This is a genomic window from Acinetobacter sp. GG2 (genome assembly GCF_000292385.1).
In the GTDB taxonomy this organism is placed as follows: Bacteria; Pseudomonadota; Gammaproteobacteria; order Pseudomonadales; family Moraxellaceae; genus Acinetobacter; species Acinetobacter seifertii.
On the sequence record NZ_ALOW01000039.1, the window covers coordinates 274,584 to 295,623 of the forward strand.

At 39.4% G+C, this 21,040-nt stretch carries 21 protein-coding genes and 1 pseudogene; 11 read left to right on the forward strand and 11 right to left on the reverse strand.

Annotation, left to right across the window (positions count from 1 at the left end; translation table 11 throughout):
* Positions 1 to 174: 174 nt before the first annotated feature.
* The 5 genes from B554_RS0115915 to B554_RS0115935 all read right to left on the reverse strand — a co-directional run bounded on the left by B554_RS0115915 (position 175) and on the right by B554_RS0115935 (position 4,155).
* The gene (locus B554_RS0115915; RefSeq protein ID WP_019458829.1) at positions 175 to 828 is read right to left on the reverse strand and encodes a 3-oxoacid CoA-transferase subunit B; all 654 of its coding nucleotides are present in this window, start codon (positions 826 to 828) and stop codon (positions 175 to 177) included.
* Positions 829 to 846: 18 nt separating this feature from the next.
* Positions 847 to 1,518, reverse strand: a complete 672-nt coding sequence (locus B554_RS0115920) for a 3-oxoacid CoA-transferase subunit A (protein WP_019458830.1) — start codon at positions 1,516 to 1,518, stop codon at positions 847 to 849.
* A 135-nt stretch (positions 1,519 to 1,653) separates the two neighbouring features.
* A complete protein-coding gene (gene catA / locus B554_RS0115925) occupies positions 1,654 to 2,574 on the reverse strand; it encodes a catechol 1,2-dioxygenase (RefSeq protein WP_019458831.1) in 921 nt (306 codons plus the stop codon).
* A gap of 160 nt (positions 2,575 to 2,734) precedes the next feature.
* Positions 2,735 to 3,025 (reverse strand): muconolactone Delta-isomerase, encoded by a 291-nt coding sequence (gene catC, locus B554_RS0115930; protein ID WP_000897235.1) that lies wholly within the window; start codon positions 3,023 to 3,025, stop codon positions 2,735 to 2,737.
* A 23-nt stretch (positions 3,026 to 3,048) separates the two neighbouring features.
* Complete coding sequence (locus tag B554_RS0115935) at positions 3,049 to 4,155, reverse strand: muconate/chloromuconate family cycloisomerase (RefSeq protein ID WP_025465249.1); 1,107 nt, start codon at positions 4,153 to 4,155, stop codon at positions 3,049 to 3,051.
* A gap of 100 nt (positions 4,156 to 4,255) precedes the next feature.
* On the opposite strand from B554_RS0115935, the gene B554_RS0115940 reads away from it, so the two are divergent.
* Both B554_RS0115940 and B554_RS0115945 read left to right on the forward strand, forming a co-directional pair.
* The gene (locus tag B554_RS0115940; protein WP_019458833.1) at positions 4,256 to 5,170 is read left to right on the forward strand and encodes a LysR family transcriptional regulator; all 915 of its coding nucleotides are present in this window, start codon (positions 4,256 to 4,258) and stop codon (positions 5,168 to 5,170) included.
* Between the two features lie 81 nt (positions 5,171 to 5,251).
* Positions 5,252 to 6,046 carry a TorF family putative porin gene (locus tag B554_RS0115945; RefSeq protein WP_019458834.1) on the forward strand — a complete coding sequence of 265 codons (795 nt, stop codon included), beginning with the start codon at positions 5,252 to 5,254 and terminating at the stop codon, positions 6,044 to 6,046.
* 85 nt (positions 6,047 to 6,131) lie between these two features.
* Here B554_RS0115945 and B554_RS0115950 read toward each other — a convergent pair.
* Positions 6,132 to 7,032: pseudogene (locus tag B554_RS0115950) on the reverse strand (acetoacetate decarboxylase).
* A 317-nt stretch (positions 7,033 to 7,349) separates the two neighbouring features.
* Here B554_RS0115950 and B554_RS0115955 point away from each other — a divergent pair.
* The 4 genes from B554_RS0115955 to B554_RS0115970 all read left to right on the forward strand — a co-directional run bounded on the left by B554_RS0115955 (position 7,350) and on the right by B554_RS0115970 (position 11,441).
* Positions 7,350 to 8,180, forward strand: a complete 831-nt coding sequence (locus tag B554_RS0115955; protein WP_000542615.1) for an alpha/beta fold hydrolase — start codon at positions 7,350 to 7,352, stop codon at positions 8,178 to 8,180.
* A gap of 160 nt (positions 8,181 to 8,340) precedes the next feature.
* Positions 8,341 to 9,579, forward strand: a complete 1,239-nt coding sequence (locus B554_RS0115960; protein WP_019458835.1) for an NADH:flavin oxidoreductase/NADH oxidase family protein — start codon at positions 8,341 to 8,343, stop codon at positions 9,577 to 9,579.
* A gap of 15 nt (positions 9,580 to 9,594) precedes the next feature.
* A complete protein-coding gene (locus B554_RS0115965; protein WP_019458836.1) occupies positions 9,595 to 10,662 on the forward strand; it encodes a saccharopine dehydrogenase family protein in 1,068 nt (355 codons plus the stop codon).
* Between the two features lie 203 nt (positions 10,663 to 10,865).
* Positions 10,866 to 11,441: a dihydrofolate reductase family protein gene (locus tag B554_RS0115970; protein WP_019458837.1), complete on the forward strand. Its 576-nt coding sequence runs from the start codon at positions 10,866 to 10,868 to the stop codon at positions 11,439 to 11,441.
* A gap of 67 nt (positions 11,442 to 11,508) precedes the next feature.
* On the opposite strand, the gene B554_RS0115975 is transcribed toward B554_RS0115970, so the two are convergent.
* Positions 11,509 to 12,315 carry a type 1 glutamine amidotransferase domain-containing protein gene (locus B554_RS0115975; RefSeq protein WP_019458838.1) on the reverse strand — a complete coding sequence of 269 codons (807 nt, stop codon included), beginning with the start codon at positions 12,313 to 12,315 and terminating at the stop codon, positions 11,509 to 11,511.
* Between the two features lie 77 nt (positions 12,316 to 12,392).
* Positions 12,393 to 12,809, reverse strand: coding sequence for a MerR family transcriptional regulator (locus B554_RS0115980; protein WP_004701448.1), 417 nt, complete (start codon positions 12,807 to 12,809; stop codon positions 12,393 to 12,395).
* A gap of 156 nt (positions 12,810 to 12,965) precedes the next feature.
* On the opposite strand from B554_RS0115980, the gene B554_RS0115985 reads away from it, so the two are divergent.
* Positions 12,966 to 13,664, forward strand: coding sequence for a type 1 glutamine amidotransferase domain-containing protein (locus tag B554_RS0115985; RefSeq protein ID WP_019458839.1), 699 nt, complete (start codon positions 12,966 to 12,968; stop codon positions 13,662 to 13,664).
* A 70-nt stretch (positions 13,665 to 13,734) separates the two neighbouring features.
* On the opposite strand, the gene B554_RS0115990 is transcribed toward B554_RS0115985, so the two are convergent.
* On the reverse strand, positions 13,735 to 14,754 hold the full coding sequence (locus B554_RS0115990; RefSeq protein WP_019458840.1) for an MBL fold metallo-hydrolase: 1,020 nt from the start codon (positions 14,752 to 14,754) through the stop codon (positions 13,735 to 13,737).
* A 142-nt stretch (positions 14,755 to 14,896) separates the two neighbouring features.
* Positions 14,897 to 15,466 carry a TetR/AcrR family transcriptional regulator gene (locus tag B554_RS0115995; RefSeq protein WP_019458841.1) on the reverse strand — a complete coding sequence of 190 codons (570 nt, stop codon included), beginning with the start codon at positions 15,464 to 15,466 and terminating at the stop codon, positions 14,897 to 14,899.
* A gap of 189 nt (positions 15,467 to 15,655) precedes the next feature.
* Between B554_RS0115995 and B554_RS0116000 the strand changes: the two genes are divergently transcribed.
* Both B554_RS0116000 and B554_RS0116005 read left to right on the forward strand, forming a co-directional pair.
* The gene (locus B554_RS0116000; RefSeq protein ID WP_019458842.1) at positions 15,656 to 16,072 is read left to right on the forward strand and encodes a DUF2946 domain-containing protein; all 417 of its coding nucleotides are present in this window, start codon (positions 15,656 to 15,658) and stop codon (positions 16,070 to 16,072) included.
* A gap of 52 nt (positions 16,073 to 16,124) precedes the next feature.
* Entirely contained in the window at positions 16,125 to 18,221 is a 2,097-nt protein-coding gene (locus B554_RS0116005; protein WP_019458843.1) for a TonB-dependent receptor, read from the forward strand.
* A gap of 102 nt (positions 18,222 to 18,323) precedes the next feature.
* Here B554_RS0116005 and B554_RS0116010 read toward each other — a convergent pair whose 3' ends face one another.
* Complete coding sequence (locus B554_RS0116010) at positions 18,324 to 19,373, reverse strand: AraC family transcriptional regulator (protein WP_019458844.1); 1,050 nt, start codon at positions 19,371 to 19,373, stop codon at positions 18,324 to 18,326.
* Between the two features lie 107 nt (positions 19,374 to 19,480).
* On the opposite strand from B554_RS0116010, the gene B554_RS0116015 reads away from it, so the two are divergent.
* On the forward strand, positions 19,481 to 20,284 hold the full coding sequence (locus B554_RS0116015; RefSeq protein WP_019458845.1) for an SDR family NAD(P)-dependent oxidoreductase: 804 nt from the start codon (positions 19,481 to 19,483) through the stop codon (positions 20,282 to 20,284).
* Positions 20,281 to 21,027 carry an acetoacetate decarboxylase family protein gene (locus B554_RS0116020; RefSeq protein WP_019458846.1) on the forward strand — a complete coding sequence of 249 codons (747 nt, stop codon included), beginning with the start codon at positions 20,281 to 20,283 and terminating at the stop codon, positions 21,025 to 21,027. The genes B554_RS0116015 and B554_RS0116020 overlap by 4 nt, the downstream gene beginning before the upstream one ends.
* The last annotated feature ends 13 nt before the right edge of the window (positions 21,028 to 21,040 follow it).

The window sequence follows — 21,040 nt, forward strand, 5'->3', positions numbered from 1 at the left end:
CATCACGGCTTTAATATACTGTGATATCCATAGGTCTGTTGCATAAGCGATACCTTACTTTTGAAAGGTCAAAAGTAACAAAAACCTTTGTTGAACAGAGGAGGCTTCCATGCCTCCCTGTCCAACGGGCGACATCCATGTCGCCTGTCACAATAGTTACTGCTGTTTTAAATTTTAATCTTGAGTCGCATCAATCAAAGTCGCACCCGTTAGAGCCTGCAACTCATCAAAGCTAAGGCCTTCAACTTTCTCAATCACTTTTAAACCATCTTTAGTCACGTCAATCACACAAAGATCGGTGTAAATACGGTCAACGCAGTGTTTACCCGTAACTGGATAGCTCAGCTCAGCCACAATCTTCGGCTCACCTTGCTTAGTTACATGGTCTGTGGTGATAAATACTTTTTTAGCACCAACCGCCAAATCCATCGCACCACCCACGGCAGGAATCGCATCTGGAGCACCCGTGTGCCAGTTCGCCAAGTCACCATTCGCAGCAACCTGAAAGGCTCCAAGCACTGCAATATCAAGATGACCACCACGCATCATCGCAAATGAGTCGCCATGGTGAAAAAAGCTGCCGCCTTCAAGCATGGTCACGAACTCTTTACCCGCATTAATCAGTTCAGGGTCTTCTTCACCTGCCGCTGGAGGAGGACCAAATGCCAATAAACCATTTTCAGAATGAAGAAAAATATCCTTGTCGTTAGGTAGGTAGCTCGCAATCTTGGTTGGCAAGCCAATGCCTAGGTTCACATAGGCACCATCTGGAATATCTTGTGCCACACGTTTTGCAATCTGGTCACGGCTGAGTTTCTGGTAGCTCATGTTATTTCTCCTTATTGCTTACTGTGCGGGCTGTACTTGTACAACGTGCTGTACAAAGATACCTGGGGTGATGATGTGCTCTGGATCTAATCCACCTAGCTCAACCACTTCAGAAACCTGAGCAATGGTTACATCCGCTGCCATGGCCATAATCGGGCCAAAGTTACGTGCAGATTTACGGTAAACCAGATTGCCCCAGCGGTCACCCTTGTAAGCTTTAATCAAGGCAAAGTCAGCTTTGATCGGATACTCAAGTACGTAGTCTTTACCATCGATCTGACGGGTTTCTTTCCCTTCAGCTAAAAGTGTTCCAAAGCCTGTTGGAGTAAACACAGCGCCAAGTCCCATACCTGCTGCCTGAATACGACAAGCCAGATTACCTTGCGGAACCACTTCAAGCTCGACCTTTCCAGCACGGTACAGTTCATCAAACACATAAGAGTCTGACTGACGTGGGAAAGAACAGATTACTTTTTTAACTGAACCAGCTTTAAGCAGCTTAGCCAGACCGTAATCACCATTACCGGCGTTATTGCTGACAATTGTTAAATCTTTAATACCCAGTTCAATCAGTCCGTCAATGAGTTCAGCGGGTTGTCCTGCGGTACCAAAACCACCAATCAGAATGGTTGCACCATCTTTAATCTGCGATAGTACCTCGCTAAGAGAGGACTTACTTTTATCAATCATGTGAGAAACCTTAGAGCATGAGGTAACGTGATGTTATTACTAACGCTAAAAATTTATTTAAATTCTTAATGGTAGTAATAAATGGAATAAATTTTGTGAGTCAAAAGCGAACTTTTAACTCACATACACTTTCAATTAAGCGCTAGCGCGACGACGTTCAACTTCAGTTGAAGGAGCCGCAGCGGCATCTTTAACAAGTTCGATGTTAAATGTGATGTGCTTGAAAGCGTGATCTAAACCACGGCGTTGGATTTCAGCTGGGTCAGTTACATCAACTGCTGTTGCCACTAAGCCATCACGAGTTGCGAAGGCAAAGTCGTCCCATAAGTACTCATCACCCTCAATGTTGAATTGAGTTGTAAGCTTGCGGAAACCTGGTGCAGAAACGAAGTAGTGAACGTGAGATGGACGGTTACCATGACGGCCTAACTTGTTAAGAAGGGCCTGAGTTGTACCTTCCGGTGGGCAACCATAACCTACAGGCATCGTGGTTAACGCAACATATTTACCATCTGCATCCGTTAAAATACTACGGCGTAAGTTGAAGTCAGATTGAGACTTATCAAAGAATGAATAGTTACCCAAACTGTTAGCATGCCATACTTCAACTTTAGCATTTTCAATGATATTACCATCAGTATCAGTCACAGTACCTTCAATAATTAAGGTATCGATTTTGCCAGATTCTGTACCATCATCCATACGCGCAAAACCAACTGATTCAGGCGCACCCGCTACATAAAGTGGACCTTCAATAGTACGAGGTGTGCCGCCAGTAACGCCAGCTTTTGCATCAGCTTCATCAGCACGTAAATCAAGATAGTGCTCTAAACCTAAGCCAGCTGCTAAAAGTCCAAGTTCGTTTGCTTGGCCTGCATCGGTAAAATATTCCAAACCTTTCCATACTTCTGAAGGTTGGATGTCTAGGTCTTCGATGGCTTGAAATAAATCCCCGAGAAGGCGCACAACAATTTGTTGAACACGTGCATCGACTTCACCTTTAGCAGTGTCGACATTCATTTGTTTTACAAGCGCATCAATTTGTTGACGGTTCATACTAAAACTCCTTAAGTATGCAATACGGTTTTGGGTGGCAGCGCTGCGGGCATTTTGTTTTGCTAGCGAATAAGTGCCGCCACGTTCCTTGTTACCTTCTGAATAATCTGCTTGGTTTTTAAATGGACTTCAGAGATCACATTTAAAAAATTCTTTTGGTTTACGAATCATCATCACGAACAGAAGAAGGGTGGCGATTAAGTGCCATCACTTCAATGTCCATGTATGGATAGAGAGGTAAGCCCTGTAAAATGTTGTGCAATTCTTCATTGCTCTCAACATCAAAAATACTAATGTTCGAGTACTGGCCTGTAATACGCCAGATGTGACGCCATTTACCTTGACGTTGTAAATCTTGCGAGTAAGCCTTTTCAACAGCCTTAATTTCATTTGCTTTGTCGGCTGGCATATCAAGTGGAATATGCACATCCATACGTACATGAAATAACATGGGAAACTCCTTATCCTGTTGCCTTAACGACGTAATTTCTCAATCTTATCTTCATCAATTTCAATGCCTAAGCCCGCAGCTGTTGGCAAATGCAATTCAAAGTTTTCGTAACGTAGCGGCTCTTTTAAAATTTCTTCGGTCAGTAATAACGGACCAAATAATTCAGTACCGAACGCTAATGTTTCAAAGGTTGCAAATACATGGGCCGATGCAATACTTCCTACAGGGCCTTCAAGCATGGTACCGCCATATAGGTCGATTCCAGCTAAACCAGCAATTTTGCCAACTTCACAAGCTTCGATCAGGCCACCAGATTGTTCAATTTTCACGGCAAATACATCTGCACCATGATTTTTTGCAATACGGTATGCGCTGTCAGGACCAGTTAAGGCTTCATCTGCCATAATTGCGACATCAAAACGATGGGTGAGGCGAGCAAGTGCTTCGGTATTTTGAATTGCACATGGCTGTTCAATTAAATCGATTCCACCATCTTGGAGCTGTTGAATACCATGAATACATTCAAGTTCTGACCATGCACGGTTTACATCTACACGTACACTAACATCAGCACCTAATGCTTTTTTAATCGCAATCACATGGTCAACATCTTGCTGTAAAGGACGCGCACCAATTTTAAGTTTGAACGTGTTGTGGCGCTTCAGCTCTATCATTTTGCGAGCTTCAGCAATATCTTTTTGCGTGTCACCAGACGCAAGCGTCCAAAGTACAGGTAAACTATTACGCAGACGTCCACCTAAAACTTCGCTTAATGGCACTCCTAAACGTTTGGCCTGAATATCAAGTAGGGCAGTCTGAATGGCACACTTGGCAAAGCGGTTACCATTAATATTTTTACGAATCAGTTTGAGCGTTTGTGCAACATTTAAATCTTTAACTGATGTCAGTAATGGTGCAAAGTAGGTATCAATATTGGCTTTGACACTCTCAGGACTTTCTTCACCATAGTTCAGCCCACCAATGGTGGTGGCTTCACCCCAACCGACAATACCATCCGTGGTCGTAATTTTAACGAGTACCAAAGTCTGGGTACGCATAGTAGTCACAGACAACTGGTGAGGACGGATAGTTGGAATATCCACAAGTATGGTTTCTATGGTTCTATACATGAAGTTTCAACTATTACGAACTTGTTTGTATACCATAGAAGAATGTAATAGCCTAAAATAGATATAGAACGGTATTTTAAGATACTAAAAAGGTATATTAATGGAATTAAGACATCTACGTTATTTTGTTACCGTGGTTGAAGAACAGAGCCTGACCAAAGCCGCAGAAAAGCTTTTTATTGCCCAGCCGCCTTTAACACGCCAAATCAAAAAACTAGAAGAAGAATTAGGGATCGATTTATTCGAAAAAGGCTCTCGTCCATTAAAAGTGACGGAAGCAGGGCTGTTTTTTTACCAACATGCGGTGCAAATTTTGACGCATACGGCTCAAGCTGCTTCGATGGCTAAAAAAATGAAGCTAGTTGAGAACGTTGTTAAAGTGGGTTATGTGAGTTCACTTCTTTATGGACGATTACCACAGGTCATCTATCTATTTAGACAAAAAAATCCTGACATTCATGTTGAGCTTATTGAGTGTGGTACACGAGATCAGGTTGAAGCATTAAAACTCGGTAAAATCGATTTAGGTTTTGGTCGTTTGCCAATTAGTGACCCTGCCATTAAAAGGCTTTTACTTCGCAAAGAAAAATTAAAACTCGCGATTCATAAAAAACATCCTTTAAGTGAGTTCCAAGAGTCAGGAATTTATTTATCTCAAATTATTAATGAGACAATTTTCTCTTATCCAACTACACCTAAACCGAATTTCTCGACCACTATTCAAGCTTTATTTACCAAATTAGGTCTAGTTCCAGCCAAACTGACAGAAGTCCGAGAAATTCATATGGCACTTGGACTAGTTGCATCTGGCGAAGGTATTTGTATTATTCCGGAAAGTGCCTGTGATATTGGTATGAAGAATTTAACTTACTTAAATATCTTGGATTTAGAAGCCTATAGTCCAATCTCTCTATCCATGCGCAACATGGATCAAAGTTCCTATATTCCTAAAATTTTAGATTGCATTGAAGAGATTTATAGCGAAGAAGATGTGTCTAGAAACTTGAATTTATAAACCTTTAAGGTTCTTAAAGTGGATATTTCATGTTATTTTAAAACTTTAAACCTATAGGTAATATGTAAAAGGAATTATTGAATGAGAAAAATTTTAGGTTTAGTTTCACTTATTATGTCTACTAGCGTTGTACATGCAGAACAATTAAAAGAACAAGAAAAAACCTCTCCATATAGCGCAAATGTTACTTTTGCTAGTCAATATATTTCACGTGGTTTCCAACAAACATGGGGTAAAGCAGCCTTACAAGGTGGATTGGATTATGCCAATCCTAATGGTTTTTTTGTAGGGACTTGGGCATCAAGTGTGAGTTCAAACTATCTACGGGATGCCTCGGTTGAATGGGATTTTTATACAGGTTATTTAAAAACAATCGATAAATTTTCAATTGGAATGTCGGTTTTTTACTACTACTACCCAGGTGCGAAAAGTACACCAGAAACGGGGAGTAGCAGTTATAACTATGGTGAGATCGTACCTCAAATTGGCTATGGTCCTTTAAGCCTTAAATACTTTGTGACTTACACACCAGATTATGCTGGTTATAACTCTAAAACCATGGGGGGACCTGCTGGTAAAAGGTCGAGAGGATCAAGTTATTTAGATCTTAACTTTACCCAGCCAATTAATGAAACTTGGACTTTTGGAGCCCATTATGGCTATGAAAGAATCAAAAACTTTTCAGAGTCGAATTTTCAGGATGTTAAAGCCGAACTTATTAAAGATTTAGGTGATGGTTGGAGTACAGGACTCGCTTATACAAAAGCATGGGATAAAAATAGCTACTATAAAAAGTATAGCAATGGTGAGGCAGGCGCACCTGTTTCAAATCCGATCGATTCGACTTTTACAGTGTCTGTAAAAAAGGTCTTTTAATTTAAATTTATTAATAATGGTCTCATTAACTACGTTTGAAAGTTAGGTGTAAATTTAAACTTCCAAACGCAGTTAAAATTAATTTTTATTGAATTAAGGTCGGCAAATTAAGGACGACTTGCGCATCTTCAATAACATCTAAACGGAGAATTTTTGAAGCGCCAACCTCATTAAGCAACTTTGTTAAAGGCCCATCGTGTTTCTGAAGTTGAACATTCTTTGGAAAAAGCTTTTGTGCAAAAGAAAGAATATTAGATTGAACCTCTGTCTGATGCCATTTTCCATCGACTACATGTAGCATCGTTGCTTTATTAATATGAGTTTCAGAATCGACATGTTTTAAAGTCGGTACAGGGGGTTTTTAAGCTTAAATCTAACTTTCCATTAAGATCAGCAATATTGGCTTGAATCTGTTTTGAATTAATGTCGACATCAATTTGAGTTAACCATTTTGGTAGCTGATAACCATATACACCACGGACTCTGGCAATTTCTGTATCTACAGGTAAAGCCAAAACATGTGCATAAAAATGACGTTGAAGCATCGATTTGATTAGTTCAGTAATATGTGGTCCGTGAGCATTAGCTTTACGTACAACAATCGCAATCGAAACTTCGTTATAAGGGTCATTGTCACAAACCGAATAGCTAAAGAATGTGACCGCGACCAATCCATAACCCGGAAATGGTTGTAATGGCGTTAAGTCAGCAGGAAGTTTTGCTTTAATTTGCTTAATAGGTGCAAGCATGAGCAGTTGTACATTCGCACTACGATAATAAAAGTTGGGTGCCCAGACAGGACCTACACGTGATTCCACAATTTTTTTAGGAATATGACGGAAAAAATCGATGTTGCCAACAGCAGGATCTTGAGCGACTTCATCTAAATCGGGGTTCATTCTGAAACGGTCGTAATAACCACCTTTGGGTACTTTGACTTTTTGTTGCCCAAATTCAACTTCAGTAAACTGTTGTTTTGTATTCATGAAAGTTCACCTTTACATTAATTGACCGAGTAGCTAATGCTGTATATTTCAAGACGTGTTAATTTAGAACCAGTTCAGAAACTATAAGTTTAAAGTTAACTTTAAAGTCAAGATTTTATTTTGATGATGAAAGTCTTTGACATTTAAATGAAATAAAAAAGGGGAAAGATGAGAAGAATTTAAGGCGGTACTTTCATATAAATTTTATTTTAAAAATACAATTAAGGTGATTGACCTTAAAGTTAACTTTAAGCTTAGTATAACTATCTAAACTCTTATAACGAATCAACAAGCAGTTTTTCATCAGGAGAACAAAGATGGGATATGTAACCACAAAAGACGGCGTAGAAATTTTTTATAAAGATTGGGGTCCACGCGATGCCCAAGTATTATTTTTTCATCACGGTTGGCCTTTAAGTTCAGATGATTGGGATACTCAATTACTTTTTTTCCTTAAAGAAGGTTTTCGTGTAGTTGCTCATGACCGCCGTGGACATGGGCGTTCGAGTCAGGTGTGGGATGGCCACGATATGGACCATTATGCAGATGACGTTGCAGAAGTGGTTAAACATCTGAATATTAAAAATGCAATTCATATTGGCCACTCAACAGGTGGCGGTGAAGTAGCTCACTATATTGCGCGTCATGGTCAGGAAAATGTTAAGAAAGCTGTTCTTGTGAGTGCAGTTCCGCCATTGATGGTTAAAACTGAAAATAATCCTGAAGGTTTACCGAAAGAAGTTTTTGACGATCTGCAAAATCAGGTTCTCACAAACCGTGCACAATTTTTCCGAGACCTTCCATCTGGCCCGTTCTATGGTTTTAACCGACCAGATGCGAAGCCATCTGAAGGTATTATTGCTAACTGGTGGCGTCAGGGTATGACAGGCAGTGCAAAAGCACATTACGATGGTATTGTGGCATTCTCACAAACTGACTTTACCGAAGATTTAAAGAAAATCACCATTCCTGTTTTAGTGTTACATGGTGACGATGACCAGATCGTGCCTTATAAGACGTCTGGTGTGAAATCTGCTGAGTTACTTCAAAATAGCCAACTCAAAATCTACCCAGGTTTTTCTCACGGTATGTTAACCGTAAACCATGAAGTAATTAATGCGGACTTATTGGCGTTTATCCGTGAATAATTTAAAGCTTTAAACTTTAAAAAAAAGAGGCACATTAAGTGCCTCTTTTTTTATATAAAAATAATAAATTCAATTAATTAAATATAGAAGTGCGAAAAGGTGTTGACATTAAAGTTAGCTTTAATCTTAAAGTAAAGCCATACTGAATGAGGTCATTCCAATGAAAGTGTTCGAAAAATTAGTATTCCCAAATGGCTCATATGTTCCTAACCGTATTGCTAAAGCGGCAATGGAAGAAAATATGGCTGATTTAAACCATGCACCATCAGAAGAATTAATGCGTCTATATCAGGCTTGGGCAAATGGTGGTGTAGGTCTAATCATTACCGGAAATGTGATGGTAGACCGCCGAGCGATGACTGGACCGGGCGGCGTAGTACTTGAGGATGAAAAGCATCTGGATACTTTTAAAAAATGGGCACAAATTAGCCGTTCCAAAGGTGCTCAGGTTTGGCTTCAAATTAATCATCCCGGTCGTCAAATGCAGTCAAATTTAGGGCAACAAACATGGGCGCCTTCTGCTGTCGCTTTAGATTTAGGAAAAATGTCAAATCGCTTTAATACGCCAATCGAAATGACTGAATCGATGATTGCAGAAGTGATTCAGCGTTTTGCAAACACGGCACGTTTAGGTGAAAAAGCAGGATTTACTGGTGTGGAAATTCATGCAGCGCATGGGTATTTATTAAGCCAGTTTCTTTCTCCACTCAGCAATAAACGCCAAGATCGTTGGGGTGGTTCTTTAGAAAACCGCGCTCGTATTTTAATTGAGATTGTTGAAGCAGTTCGTAAAGTAGTTTCACCACAGTTTACGGTTGCAGTGAAACTAAATTCAGCCGATTTCCAGCGTGGCGGTTTTAGCGCTGAAGATGCTCAGCAAGTGGTTAAAATGTTAAATGAGCATTCAGTCGATTTGGTTGAACTTTCAGGCGGTAGCTATGAAGCGCCTGCAATGCAAGGCCAAGCACGTGATGGTCGTACACTTGCCCGTGAAGCTTACTTTTTAGAATTTGCACAAGAAATTCGTAAAGTTGCCAAAATGCCTGTTATGGTGACAGGTGGCATACGCCGTAAACAAGTGGCAGAAAAAGTAATTGAAAGTGGTGTAGATATGGTCGGTATTGCCACAGCTTTAGCCATTGAACCTAATTTGCCAAATGCTTGGAAACAAGGCCAAAATATTTCACCTGAACTCAAACCAATTACATGGGAAAATAAAACATTGGCTTCACTTGCCAATATGGCTGTGGTCAAATTCCAGTTACGTAATTTAAGTGCTGGTAAAAAAACAAAACCAAATGTTTCACCAGCTTGGGCTTTAATTTTGCAACAATCAGCGATGTCATGCCGTACCCGCCAATACAAAAAAGGCATGCGTGACTATACATTTGCTTCTTAATAAGTGAGTTGTGTTATGACAAATCCTAACGATTCAAACTGGATAATTTATGGAGCAAATGGCTACACGGGCGAGTTAATCGCTCGTGAAGCTGTACGCCAAGGTCTAAAACCGACTTTGGCTGGCCGTAACAAAGCTAAGGTTGAAGCACTTGCTCAAGAGTTGGGACTTGACTATAAAGCTTTTGGACTTGATAACGTAAATGCGGTCAGTGAGCAACTCCAAGGTTTTAAACTGGTCATGCACTGTGCAGGGCCATTTTCTGCAACATCAAAACCCATGATGGAAGCTTGTATAAATGTCGGCGCTCACTATTTAGATATTACCGGTGAAATTGCTGTATTTGAATTAGCACAGTCACTTAACAGCCAAGCTGAAAAAGCCGATATTGTGCTTTGTCCGGGTGTTGGTTTCGATGTAATCCCGACAGACTGTGTTGCTGCCGCGCTCAAAGAAGCATTGCCAGATGCGACCCATTTAGCACTTGGTTTTGACTCTAGAACAGGGTTTTCACCGGGTACTGCTAAAACAAGTACAGAAGGCATGGCCGAAGGCGGAAAAATTCGTAAGAACGGAAAAATTACCACCGTTCCATTAGCACATTATGTTCGAACCATTGATTTTGGTGACGGTAAAAAAAGTGCTATGAGTGTTCCGTGGGGAGACGTATCTACAGCGTTCTATACAACCGGCATTCCAAACATTGAAGTGTTTGTACCTGCATTTCCTAAAATGATTTTTGGCGCCAAAATGATGAACTATTTACGCCCAGTATTAAAAATTAATGCTGTGCAGAAGTTTATTAAGTCGCGTATTGAAAAAACAGTCGTGGGACCAAATGAAGAGCTTCGCGCGAAAGTACCTACCTATGTTTGGGGTGAGGCAAGAAATACCCGTGGGGAAATCAAAACTGCCCGCATCCAAACAGAAAATGCGTATAGCCTTACTGTAAATGGTTCACTGACTGTGGTGAATTATTTACTCAAAAATACCGTGAAAGGCGGTACATATACGCCAGCAAAATTGATGAGTTATAAGCTAGTGACTGAGTTACCGGGTTCTGGTCCGCTAGTCATTACTTAACCAAGTCTTTATTAAAACAGCATGTTTATAGATAACCCGGATAAGGAGTCATTCTTGTTCGGGTTATTTTTTAAATATTTCAAGTAAATATAGCTTTCTATAGATAAAAAGAAAAACAGAAAACAAAACACTCCATAAGAAATAATTCAAATTGAATATACTAAAAAGTGATAAATATTTTTCATAACAAAGGAATGAGAATAATGAGAAAACTCATACTGTTTCTACATGCATCGCTAGACAGTTTTGTGGAAGGTCCAAATGGTGCAATGGATATAGGCTGGATTGCTTATGATGCCGATTTAGCAAATCATGCAAAAAAAATTTTGAGCACTGCCGATACGGTGATTTGGGGACGTGCGACCTACCAGATGATGCATAATTACTGGCCAACCATGCTTTCAAATCCAGAAGCTTCAGAACATGAACGAAATCATGCTGAGTGGATTGAAAAGACTGAAAAAATCGTTTTTTCAACTACCTTAGATACAGTGGAGTGGAATAATTCCAGATTGGTCAAAGACCATGTCGAAGAAGAAATTAATAAGCTGAAACAAAAAGCGGGTAAGGATATGGTGATTCTGGGGAGTCCAAGGTTCGCGCACTATCTCATGCAACTTGGTTTAATTGATGAATATAAAATTACGGTTTCACCTGTACTAATTGGTAGTGGCTTGCCACTATTCCAAGGTATTCAAGAAAAGACCAATCTTAAACTCATTGAAAATAAAACTTTTGCTTCTGGTGCGATAGCTCTTCATTATCAAAAGATAAGTTAATTTTTTCTATAATATTTATGTGAAAAAGACGAATTACAGGGTTGGTCTGTAATTCGTCTTTTTCGATTTATTGAATGCTGCTTAAACGCTTAACCACTGCTTCGGCAATTTCTTTACTCGACTGTGGGTTTTGTCCAGTAATAATTCTGTCGTCTGAAACCACATACGAGGTAAACGGAATAAATGCTTGTTTATATTTTGCACCACGTTCAATTAGACCATTTTGTAAAGAAAATGGAACTTGAGACTTAATACCTGAAAGTGTTTCCTCTATATTTGCAAAACCAGTAACAGTTCTACCTGCAATTAATGGTTTGCCATTTTCATCCTGTAAAGGCAATAAACCACCCACGCCGTGACAGACCGCTGAAACGACTCCACCTTGGCGATAGATCTGTTCGCTAATGTTTTGTAAAGCTTTATTGTTTGGGAAATCCCACATGGTGCCGTGTCCGCCAGTATAGTAAATAGCTTTGTACTGGGTAGGATTAATCGCGTTCGGAGCTAATGTTGTCTTTAACCGATACATAAATGCTGGGTCGGCTAAATGCTGACGAGCAGATTTGTCTAGGTAAATAGACTTTAAGCTACGTTCATCTAGAGGCACTTCACCACCTAAAGGACTTACAAAGTCCATTTCATAGCCAGCAGCTAATGCAACATCATAAAAATGAGTGAGTTCGGTTAGCCAAAGTCCTGTTTTATCTGAACGAGAAGGATAAGCTGAGTGGTTGGTCATTACGACTAAAATTTTTCCATTTGCTTTGGCAAGGCTTTGAGCTTTATCTGACTCTGCGGCATGTACCACATCTGTAGTCAAAAAAATGGCAAAAATAATGGTTAAACAACGCTGAAAATTCCAAACTTTAAACATGACAGGCTCCTCATTTATCACCTGTAGCCAATCGTATGTTTAAAGCACGCTTTAAGGTCAATAGAGTTGTTAAAAAATTACGGTGTTTTTGCTTTATCGAAATAGAGATTCATGAGACGTTCTGCATTTTGCTCGCAGGTAATTTCATCGGGTTTGTTGTTGATTGCATCAATCATGGTACGTAAGTTTTGCTTACTCACCTTTAGCTTTTGTTCTAAAAGTTCTATTTCCTGAATTTTTAATTCAATGGTTTGGATGAGTGCGTCATGGTTCCAAGTGGCAACTTTTGAAGGCAAAAAAGCTTTAATTTCTGCTAAAGAAAAACCAACTTGCTGGGCTTGCTGAATCAAAGAAAGCTGCTTCAAATCGTTATCGGTATATTCACGATAACCATTTGATTTTCTTTTTGCTTTAGGTAAGAGTTTGATTTGCTCGTAATAACGAATTGTAGGGGTGCTTAAGCCGCTTAATTTCGATAACTCGCTAATATTCATAGCTATAGACTCTATTGACATTCAAGTTAACTTTAGACTTATAGTCACTTAAAAGCAAGGTTCATAACTTTACCAAGCACACACTTTCAGTAACAGCTTTCTATGCTTTGATAGATATAAGAATAGAATTATAAATATGGAAATGAGGTGAAAAAAATGTCTAAACGCATATTACATGTCGTGACGAATATTTCACGCTATAAGGATGTTGATGAACCAACAGGGCTATGGTTAGGCGAACTTACCCATGCCTATGATGAGTTTGAAAAGCAAGGTTATATACAAGATATTGTTAGCCCAAATGGTGGTAAAACACCGATTGAACCTAAGTCACTTTTGCCTTTAGTTGCAGATAAATCTGTTAAAGATCGAGAAAAAGATCAATCTTTTATAATGCTGCTGGCAAATACATTTAAGCCTTCAGATATCCATTGGCAAGACTATGACGTGATCTACTATACGGGTGGTCACGGTGTGATGTGGGATTTTTTAGATAACCCTGAACTGCAAGAAATCACCAAAAACATTTATGAAAATGGCGGCATCGTTTCTAGTGTTTGTCATGGCTATTGTGGCTTGCTTAACGTCAGACTTTCAAATGGCAAACGACTCATAGAAGGCAAAAAGTTAACAGGCTTTGCTTGGAGTGAAGAGGTTCTGGCAGGGGTTGCGAAAAAAGTGCCGTACAATGCCGAAGAGCTCGCTAAAGAATATGGCGCTCGTTATGAAAAGGCTTTTATTCCATTCGCGCCTTATGTCGTTCAAGATGGCAACTTGATTACTGGTCAAAACCCGTTTTCAGCTAAGAAGACGGCTTTAGCAATTATAGAAACGCTTGAAAAGAGTGCTTCGTGAAAATTATTCAAAGTTATAAATAAGATAAGCCGAATACTGCAAATGGAGTGTTCGGCTTATTTATATCAAACTATGAACGCCACCAATAATTTTCAACATTCGGCTCGTTTAAGTTCAAAAGTTGTCCCATTTGCGGTGTGCTAATCGCTAACGCATTTTCTTGAGCTAAACCAACAATACGTTCAAACGGGTCATCCCAAGCATGAAGCGCCAAGTCAAAAGTACCATTGTGCACAGGCAACAAATGACGACCTTTTAAGTCGATATGTGCTTGTAAAGTTTGCTCTGGTTGCATATGAACATCGGGCCATTCAGGGTCGTAAGCACCTGTTTCTAACATGGTCAAATCAAATGGACCATAACGATGTCCAATCTCTTTAAAGCCATCGAAATAGCCTGTGTCACCACTGAAAAATACCCGTAAGTCATTATCAATAATCACCCACGAAGCCCAAAGGGTCGCATTGCTATCGCCCATACCACGGCCTGAAAAATGATGAGCAGGGGTAGCCACCAATTTTAGTCCATCCACATGGGTAGTATCCCACCAATCAAGTTGTTGAACTTTTTCTGCTGGAATTCCCCATTTAATGAGCGTGTCACCCACACCAAGTGGTGTTAAGAAATGCTCAACTTTATCGTTCAGTTGCATCACTGCATGATAGTCGAGGTGGTCGTAGTGGTTATGCGACAAAATCACGCCTTTAATCGGCGGTAAGTCGGCGATGCTAATTGGTGGCTGGTGAAAACGTTTTGGACCAATCCACTGAAAAGGTGAAGCACGATCCGAGAAAACAGGGTCGGTTAACCAAAACTCATTTTGCAGTTTTAACAAAATGGTTGAGTGGCCTAAACGAAATAGAGAGCGGTCAGGCGCAGTTAAAAGCTGTTCTTTGGTTAAGCTTAAAACAGGAATTTCTTTGTTGGGTACTGTATCTTTTGGCTTGTTAAATAGAAACTTCCACATGAGTTGGAGCGTTTTGCCAAAAGAAGGCTTGTGTTGGTTTGGACGCGTATTTCTAAATTTGCCATTATGCTGCTGAGATGGCATTAAGGGAGAAGGCAAGTCTGTTGTGTTTGAAATAGTCATCTTATTTTTCCTTATTGGAACAAACCTATATATGCAGATAAGAACTTGGGGCTAAGTACTTATTTTGATTTAATTAAATGAGTACTTACTCACTCATTAATTGGTTTAAAAATAAGGACGCCGTGCATCCTTACTCTTTTATCTATATTGAAACTGCATGCCAAAACGCTTCAAAGCCAGATTTGCGATAACGCTCGGCTTGAGAAGGGTCTTGGGCAATAAAATTAAGAGTAACTTCTGCAAGCGCACCTAAAATCGAAGCAATAAATAACGGTGGATAATCTCTTAATTTGCCATCGTTAATACGTTCTTGAATGTTTTGGGTGAGGTCACAAAAGGTTTGCATGCCAATTTGTTTGCTTTGTTCGGTAATTTGTTCCGAAGTTGAAAGCTGTGCCATGACTTTACGCTTAAGCGGAGCTTCTAAACTCCAGTCCAAATAGCTTTGCCAGATATGTGACATTTGTGTTTGCAGGTCAGCGTTAATCGGGTAACTAAGCATCATGACCTGACGTAGCTCAGCCTTTAGTGAAAGATATAACTGGTTCAGCAATTCTTCTTTATTACTAAAATAGGTAAATAAAGTACCTTCTGCCACGCCAGCAACTTTTGCAATTTTTGAGGTAGACGCACGTTCGCCAAGCTCTGCTAATGTTTCAATAGCAGCACTTAAAATGGCATTACGTTTATCTTCACTACGAGGACGAGCCATGTAAAATAGTTTAATTGAGTGATTACTCAATCATATATAAAAATAATGAAAGAGAGCAAGTTATCTTTTGTGTATAAGTAAAAAAATTATTCAAAATTTTTAAAAAAATGAAGATGAGAGCCGAAGATTACTGAATATATTAAAAAAAATATGCTATTTTTCACAGCACTTTGATGAGACTAATTTTTCATGTATCGGTTTGGGCTCTTAATCGGCTTACTAGCAATATTGCTACAGAACCTCGTGTTCTGGCAAAGCCTATTGCCCAGCGAAATGCATCAGCAAATGGTATGTGAACAAATTAGTGAAATGATGAATCATTCAAGTATGCAACCTGAACAACATCTATCTCATCATATAAAAAATGATTCTCATGAAAAGCTCTTAAACAAAAACGTTCAGCACGACTCAAGCTTAAGCTGTCATTTTTGTTATCTCTATAGCCACATTGCAAATATTGATGGCTTCAAGTTCACCTTGTTTGCAATTGGTGTCGTTGTTCGCTTTATTATGCTGGCAACGTTAAGTTATATATTATTTTATTTAAGACGCTTATTTCTTTCACCGCAAGGGCGAGCCCCACCTAAACAACTTTGTTTTGCTTAATTCATTACTAGGTACGTGTCTGTTCCTATTTAATTACTAAACAGAGTTTGTCATGTCTAAATTTTTACTTCATCCACTTGCGTGGAGCATTTTATTTGCTCAATTTTCTATGTCAGCCATGGCACAAAGCCAACCTGAGAGCCAGATTGCCGAACTAGAAAAAATTACGGTTAAAGCCGAAGAGAGCGGCGAAAACTCTAATTCTTCAATAGCATTAACCCAATTTGACCATAGTTTGTTAGATGTTCCATTTACTAAGTCTCATGTATCTGCTCAAGATATTAAAAATAATAATATTCAACGTTTGAGTGATGCATTAGCTTTAGTTAATGGTGTGGTGTATCAAGACAGTTATGGTGGTGGTTTTTGGGATAACTATTCATTTCGTGGTTTTAGTACCGACCCCAACATGGGAACAAACTATTTACGTAATGGTTTGAGTTCTTTAAGCGGTATTCATACTGCAAGAGATATGGTGAATGTTCAGGCAATCGATTTTTTAAAAGGACCTATGGCAGCCATGTATGGGCAAGGAGCTATAGGTGGCATTATGAACATTACCACCAAACAACCAGAATGGACGCCAAAAAATGAAGTAAGTTTAAGTGGCAGTACATTAGAAGAATATCGAGCTTCACTAGATAGCACAGGCGCATTAAATGATGCTGTTGCCTATAGGCTTGGACTGGCTTATGAAAATAATCAGAGTTTCAGAGACCATGTCGACAGTCAGCATTATTTTATTGCCCCACAACTTGCATGGAAAATTTCAGATCAGACACAGCTTAATTTAGATACAGAATTTTCTGAACATCAAGGCGTGTTTGATCGCGGTGTTCCAATGGTAAACGGGGCATTTGTTGTCAACAAAAAGACCTTTTTGGGTGAGCCTTCAGATGGGGACATTAAAGTTAAAGACCAACTGTACCAGTTACGGTTAAATCATCAATTTAATGAAAACTGGAATAACACGACAGCTTTAAGCTACGGTCATGGCGAACGGGAAGGAACCTCTACTGAAATTTCGAGTATTTCAGCAGATGGTCAAACTGCAAACCGATTTAGACGTTATCGTCAATTTGAAACAGATACATTTCAGTTCCAGTCGATTTTACGCGGGAAACTAAATACAGGAACAATCAGGCACGAAGTAGTCGCAAACATTGAAGCTGGGCACTATACTATTGACCAGATTCAGCTTCGTAATGCAGTCGGTACATCTAGCCCGATTAATATTTATAATCCAGTTTACGGACAAAATATTTTAGCTCTGACCAGAACAACCAAAAATACCAAAGAAATTCAAAATATGCTGGGACTGAACTTACAAGACCAGATTTTTTTGAATGATCAATGGAATTTGTTGCTTGGAGGGCGTTTTAATCGCCTTGAGCAACAAATTGATGACTACAGAACAGGAATATCGGCTCAGCAAAAATTTACGCCATTGAGTCCACGTGTTGGAGTGAACTATCAACCTACAACAAAGCTTTCTTTCTATAGTAATTGGGGGAAATCTTTTGAGTTAAATACAGGTCTTAATAAAGATAATCGACTGTATGACCCAGAGAAAACCAAGAGCTGGGAAATTGGGACAAAATACCAATTTTTACCGCAAAGCTGGTTTGGTCTAACTTATTTTGATTTAGATAAACAACACTTACTGACTGAAGGTATAACCGACAGTTATGTAGATAGTGGTCGAGTCCAAAGTCATGGCGTTGAAATTGAGTTAAAGCACAAGTTTAGCGATCATTTGAATGTGGGCGCGAATTATACGTTAACGAAAGCTTCTGTTTTAGAAAGTGAAGTCGATGCGAAAGGCGCTCGCCTTAAAAATATTCCTAAGCACACTGCAAACTTAAACGCAGATTATCAGTTTGAGTTATTTGGAAGGGCAGCTGGCTTAGTAGGTAACATCAATTACTTTGGTAAACGTAGTGCCAACTATATTGATAATGGAACAAGTTTGCCTGAGTTTACAGTGGTTAATGTCGGTGGGTATATGCAAGTGCGCCCAGATTTAAGGGTACAGTTGAATGCTGATAATATCTTTGATAAAGATTATTACGTTTCAAGTTATACAGATGAATGGGTACAACCCGGTGAACCTTTAAAGGCAACCTTATCTATGACTTGGAATTTTTAAATAAAAAATCAGTAAATAGAAAGGTTTAACCAAAATGGGGCGTATTCACAGCCCCATTTTATTAAGTTTATAATTCAACTAACTAGAGTGCCTTTCTGAAAATTATATCGAATTTTTTCTAAATACAACTGGTGTTTGACCTGTCCATTTCTTAAAAGCTCGTGTGAAATTTGTAGGTTGTATATAGCCCAAATAAAGCGCAATTTCTTGTATATCCATATCACTATGAAGTAACAAATGCTCAGCTTCTTTTTGTTGAGCTTCTTCAAGCAGTTGAATATATGAAGAACCGACTTGGTTCAAATGGCGCCGTAATGTTCGGCTAGACATGTTTAAGCGAGTCGCAATTTCATCAAATGAAGGATAACCAATCTGTGGTTTTAAGTTTAGTTCGGCTTTTACGGTCAGGCATATATCTTTAATTTGCTCTGAAAAACGGATTTGTTCAGCTTCACACTGCGTCAGAGCTTGTTTAAAAGCAATCGGATCTGCCATTTTAATGGGTAAATCTAGAAGCTTTTGGGTATATCGAATTTGATTAGTCGCTTGATTAAAGCGAATAGGTGGCAATACGTGTTGATAGGCTTTGTGATAAGTAGGTTCAGGCCAATCTACCCATAACTCGATTTCAGCAAAATCATGTTCTATTAGAAATTGGCCAGTTTGAATCACACCAATCATTAGACATTCATAAAAAAATCGTCTTAGTATTTCTACTTGTGTGGGTTGATTGCTGACAATCGGGTGAGTTTCATTTATTTCAATAATAGAAAACTCATTATTTTCAAGCAAAGCAATACGATAATCTTTTAATCGCATGTTAAAGAATTGTGTTGAAACCTCAATGGCTTGACGAAGGTTTGGACTACTCATAAGGGCATATCCCATCGGGCCATGAGCAGTTAAACGCAGTTTTAGTCCATATTCATATCCTAAGCCAGAATCTTTCGACAATAACAAGCTTTCCCACGCTAGCTTAGACCACTGCACAGGGGTAATTCGCGCATCTAGTTGATCTAAAAGGTTTAAGGGAATTTTACTTTTCTTCAAAATCTCAAGGGCTGAAAATCCTTTGTCGACCATGATTTCTAATAATAAATGCGCATAAGAAATAGGAATGCTGGTTTTGGAAAGCCCATACGGATCTTTCATATTACTTTTTGTTTTGGCCGAAAATGATTATCAGTATGTCTGATCCACATCTCACGCTCAAGTTAAAAGTTCGGAATAATCAATTTACTGTATTTTGAGCATCAATTATGAGCTTACCTATTCCACAAGCTTCCTCTCGAGTTGTGATTACTGGCGCTTCATCAGGCATTGGTGAACAGCTAGCAAAACAGTTTGCTATGCGCGGTTATTCGTTAGTTTTAGTGGCTCGCCGTGTAGAAAAATTAGAGGTACTCGCAGAAAAATTAAAAGCCGAATATCAAATATCTGTAGATTTATATCCATGTGATTTGGGAGATCGGACGGCGCGAGCTAAATTTCGTGATTATTTAGAAAATATTGAAGTAGCCATTCTTTGTAATAACGCTGGATTTGCGACTTTTGGTTGCCTACAAGACTTAGATGCAGATCGAGAGCGCGAAGAAGTTGAAGTTAATTCCGTGACAATTCATGACCTGACTTTAGCCGTGTTGCCACAAATGATTAAAAGAAAAGCTGGAGCGATACTGATTGTAGGGTCAACTTCTGGTCATCAGCCGACTCCAGCCAACGCAACTTATGCAGCAACCAAGGCATTTGCCAATTCTTTTGCCGAGTCATTACATAGTGAACTTAAAGGGACTGGTGTTAGCTGTACGCTACTGGCTCCGGGGCCAACCAAAACAGGTTTTAATGAAGTTGCTGGAATTACCAAAATTGATGGAGTCGGTGGCAATTTTGTTTGGGTAACCGCAGAACGCGTTGCCAAAGAAGCCATTCAGGGAATGGAGCGTAATTGTCGAATTGTGATTCCGGGGTTTGTAGCACAGGCCCAAACTTTTGGTGGGCGTTACACACCACGCATTATCTTGCTGCCCATTCTTAAACAAGTATTTTCGAGATTAAGCCCATGAAACAGTTGATTAATGACTTACGTGTGCCTGTGGGTTTAGCCAATCTTGGCAATAAGCTTTATCATAATGCTCAATATTTGACTGCTGTCGTTGAAGTTGATGAAAAAGCGATGGCGCGCTGGTTACCGTCTGGAATGACACTGGTTAAACCTGCCAGAGCTGATCTGTTTTGTGCGTATTTCCCAGAAAATGTCTATACGGGCGCTTACCATGAAGCGGGTCTATTTATTCATATTAAAGTTGGTAATAAAACTGGAATCTTTTGTCCTTGGATGATCTTGGACGATGACCGCGCCATGATTATTGGCCGTGAATTACTTGGCTACCCTAAAAAGATGGGTGAAATTAGCTGGGAAAATGATGGCAAACGCATTTTAAGCAAAGCTTCACGCCGAGGTACAACACTCATTGAAATGGAAGCCAAGCTGGGTGAAGTCATTCATGATGCACCTCCAGTTTTAGGATTGCCGCATCGGAATATTACGGGTGGATTAGGAATTGGTTTACCACGTGAAGTTCGATTTACCCCGAAAGAGCACCCAGTTGAAGTGCGTCAGGTTGAAATGAACTTACGTTTTACAGGCACAGCAAACGACCCTTTACATGGTATGGGGTTAGGTGAAGTTATTGAGGCCAGATTACATCGCGTTGATTTGTCGGGAGGGTTAATTCCACCGATTCAAATACCTCGTTTACGCACGCCGTTATTTTTATTACGCCAGTTTAATCCACGCGTTTTATAACTGGAGAATAAAT

Excerpts from the sequence above, each read along its gene's own strand:
- B554_RS0116000 (WP_019458842.1), top strand. The coding sequence starts at position 15,656 with ATGTATCGGTTTGGGCTCTTAATCGGCTTACTAGCAATATTGCTACAG.
- B554_RS0115920 (WP_019458830.1), bottom strand. The coding sequence starts at position 1,518 with ATGATTGATAAAAGTAAGTCCTCTCTTAGCGAGGTACTATCGCAGATT.
- B554_RS0115960 (WP_019458835.1), top strand. The coding sequence starts at position 8,341 with ATGAAAGTGTTCGAAAAATTAGTATTCCCAAATGGCTCATATGTTCCT.
- B554_RS0116015 (WP_019458845.1), top strand. The coding sequence starts at position 19,481 with ATGAGCTTACCTATTCCACAAGCTTCCTCTCGAGTTGTGATTACTGGC.
- B554_RS0115970 (WP_019458837.1), top strand. The coding sequence starts at position 10,866 with ATGAGAAAACTCATACTGTTTCTACATGCATCGCTAGACAGTTTTGTG.
- catC (WP_000897235.1), bottom strand. The coding sequence starts at position 3,025 with ATGTTATTTCATGTACGTATGGATGTGCATATTCCACTTGATATGCCA.
- B554_RS0115915 (WP_019458829.1), bottom strand. The coding sequence starts at position 828 with ATGAGCTACCAGAAACTCAGCCGTGACCAGATTGCAAAACGTGTGGCA.
- B554_RS0116005 (WP_019458843.1), top strand. The coding sequence starts at position 16,125 with ATGTCTAAATTTTTACTTCATCCACTTGCGTGGAGCATTTTATTTGCT.
- B554_RS0115940 (WP_019458833.1), top strand. The coding sequence starts at position 4,256 with ATGGAATTAAGACATCTACGTTATTTTGTTACCGTGGTTGAAGAACAG.
- B554_RS0115955 (WP_000542615.1), top strand. The coding sequence starts at position 7,350 with ATGGGATATGTAACCACAAAAGACGGCGTAGAAATTTTTTATAAAGAT.
- B554_RS0115995 (WP_019458841.1), bottom strand. The coding sequence starts at position 15,466 with ATGGCTCGTCCTCGTAGTGAAGATAAACGTAATGCCATTTTAAGTGCT.
- B554_RS0115985 (WP_019458839.1), top strand. The coding sequence starts at position 12,966 with ATGTCTAAACGCATATTACATGTCGTGACGAATATTTCACGCTATAAG.
- B554_RS0115965 (WP_019458836.1), top strand. The coding sequence starts at position 9,595 with ATGACAAATCCTAACGATTCAAACTGGATAATTTATGGAGCAAATGGC.
- B554_RS0116020 (WP_019458846.1), top strand. The coding sequence starts at position 20,281 with ATGAAACAGTTGATTAATGACTTACGTGTGCCTGTGGGTTTAGCCAAT.
- catA (WP_019458831.1), bottom strand. The coding sequence starts at position 2,574 with ATGAACCGTCAACAAATTGATGCGCTTGTAAAACAAATGAATGTCGAC.
- B554_RS0115980 (WP_004701448.1), bottom strand. The coding sequence starts at position 12,809 with ATGAATATTAGCGAGTTATCGAAATTAAGCGGCTTAAGCACCCCTACA.
- B554_RS0115935 (WP_025465249.1), bottom strand. The coding sequence starts at position 4,155 with ATGTATAGAACCATAGAAACCATACTTGTGGATATTCCAACTATCCGT.
- B554_RS0116010 (WP_019458844.1), bottom strand. The coding sequence starts at position 19,373 with ATGAAAGATCCGTATGGGCTTTCCAAAACCAGCATTCCTATTTCTTAT.
- B554_RS0115990 (WP_019458840.1), bottom strand. The coding sequence starts at position 14,754 with ATGACTATTTCAAACACAACAGACTTGCCTTCTCCCTTAATGCCATCT.
- B554_RS0115975 (WP_019458838.1), bottom strand. The coding sequence starts at position 12,315 with ATGTTTAAAGTTTGGAATTTTCAGCGTTGTTTAACCATTATTTTTGCC.
- B554_RS0115945 (WP_019458834.1), top strand. The coding sequence starts at position 5,252 with ATGAGAAAAATTTTAGGTTTAGTTTCACTTATTATGTCTACTAGCGTT.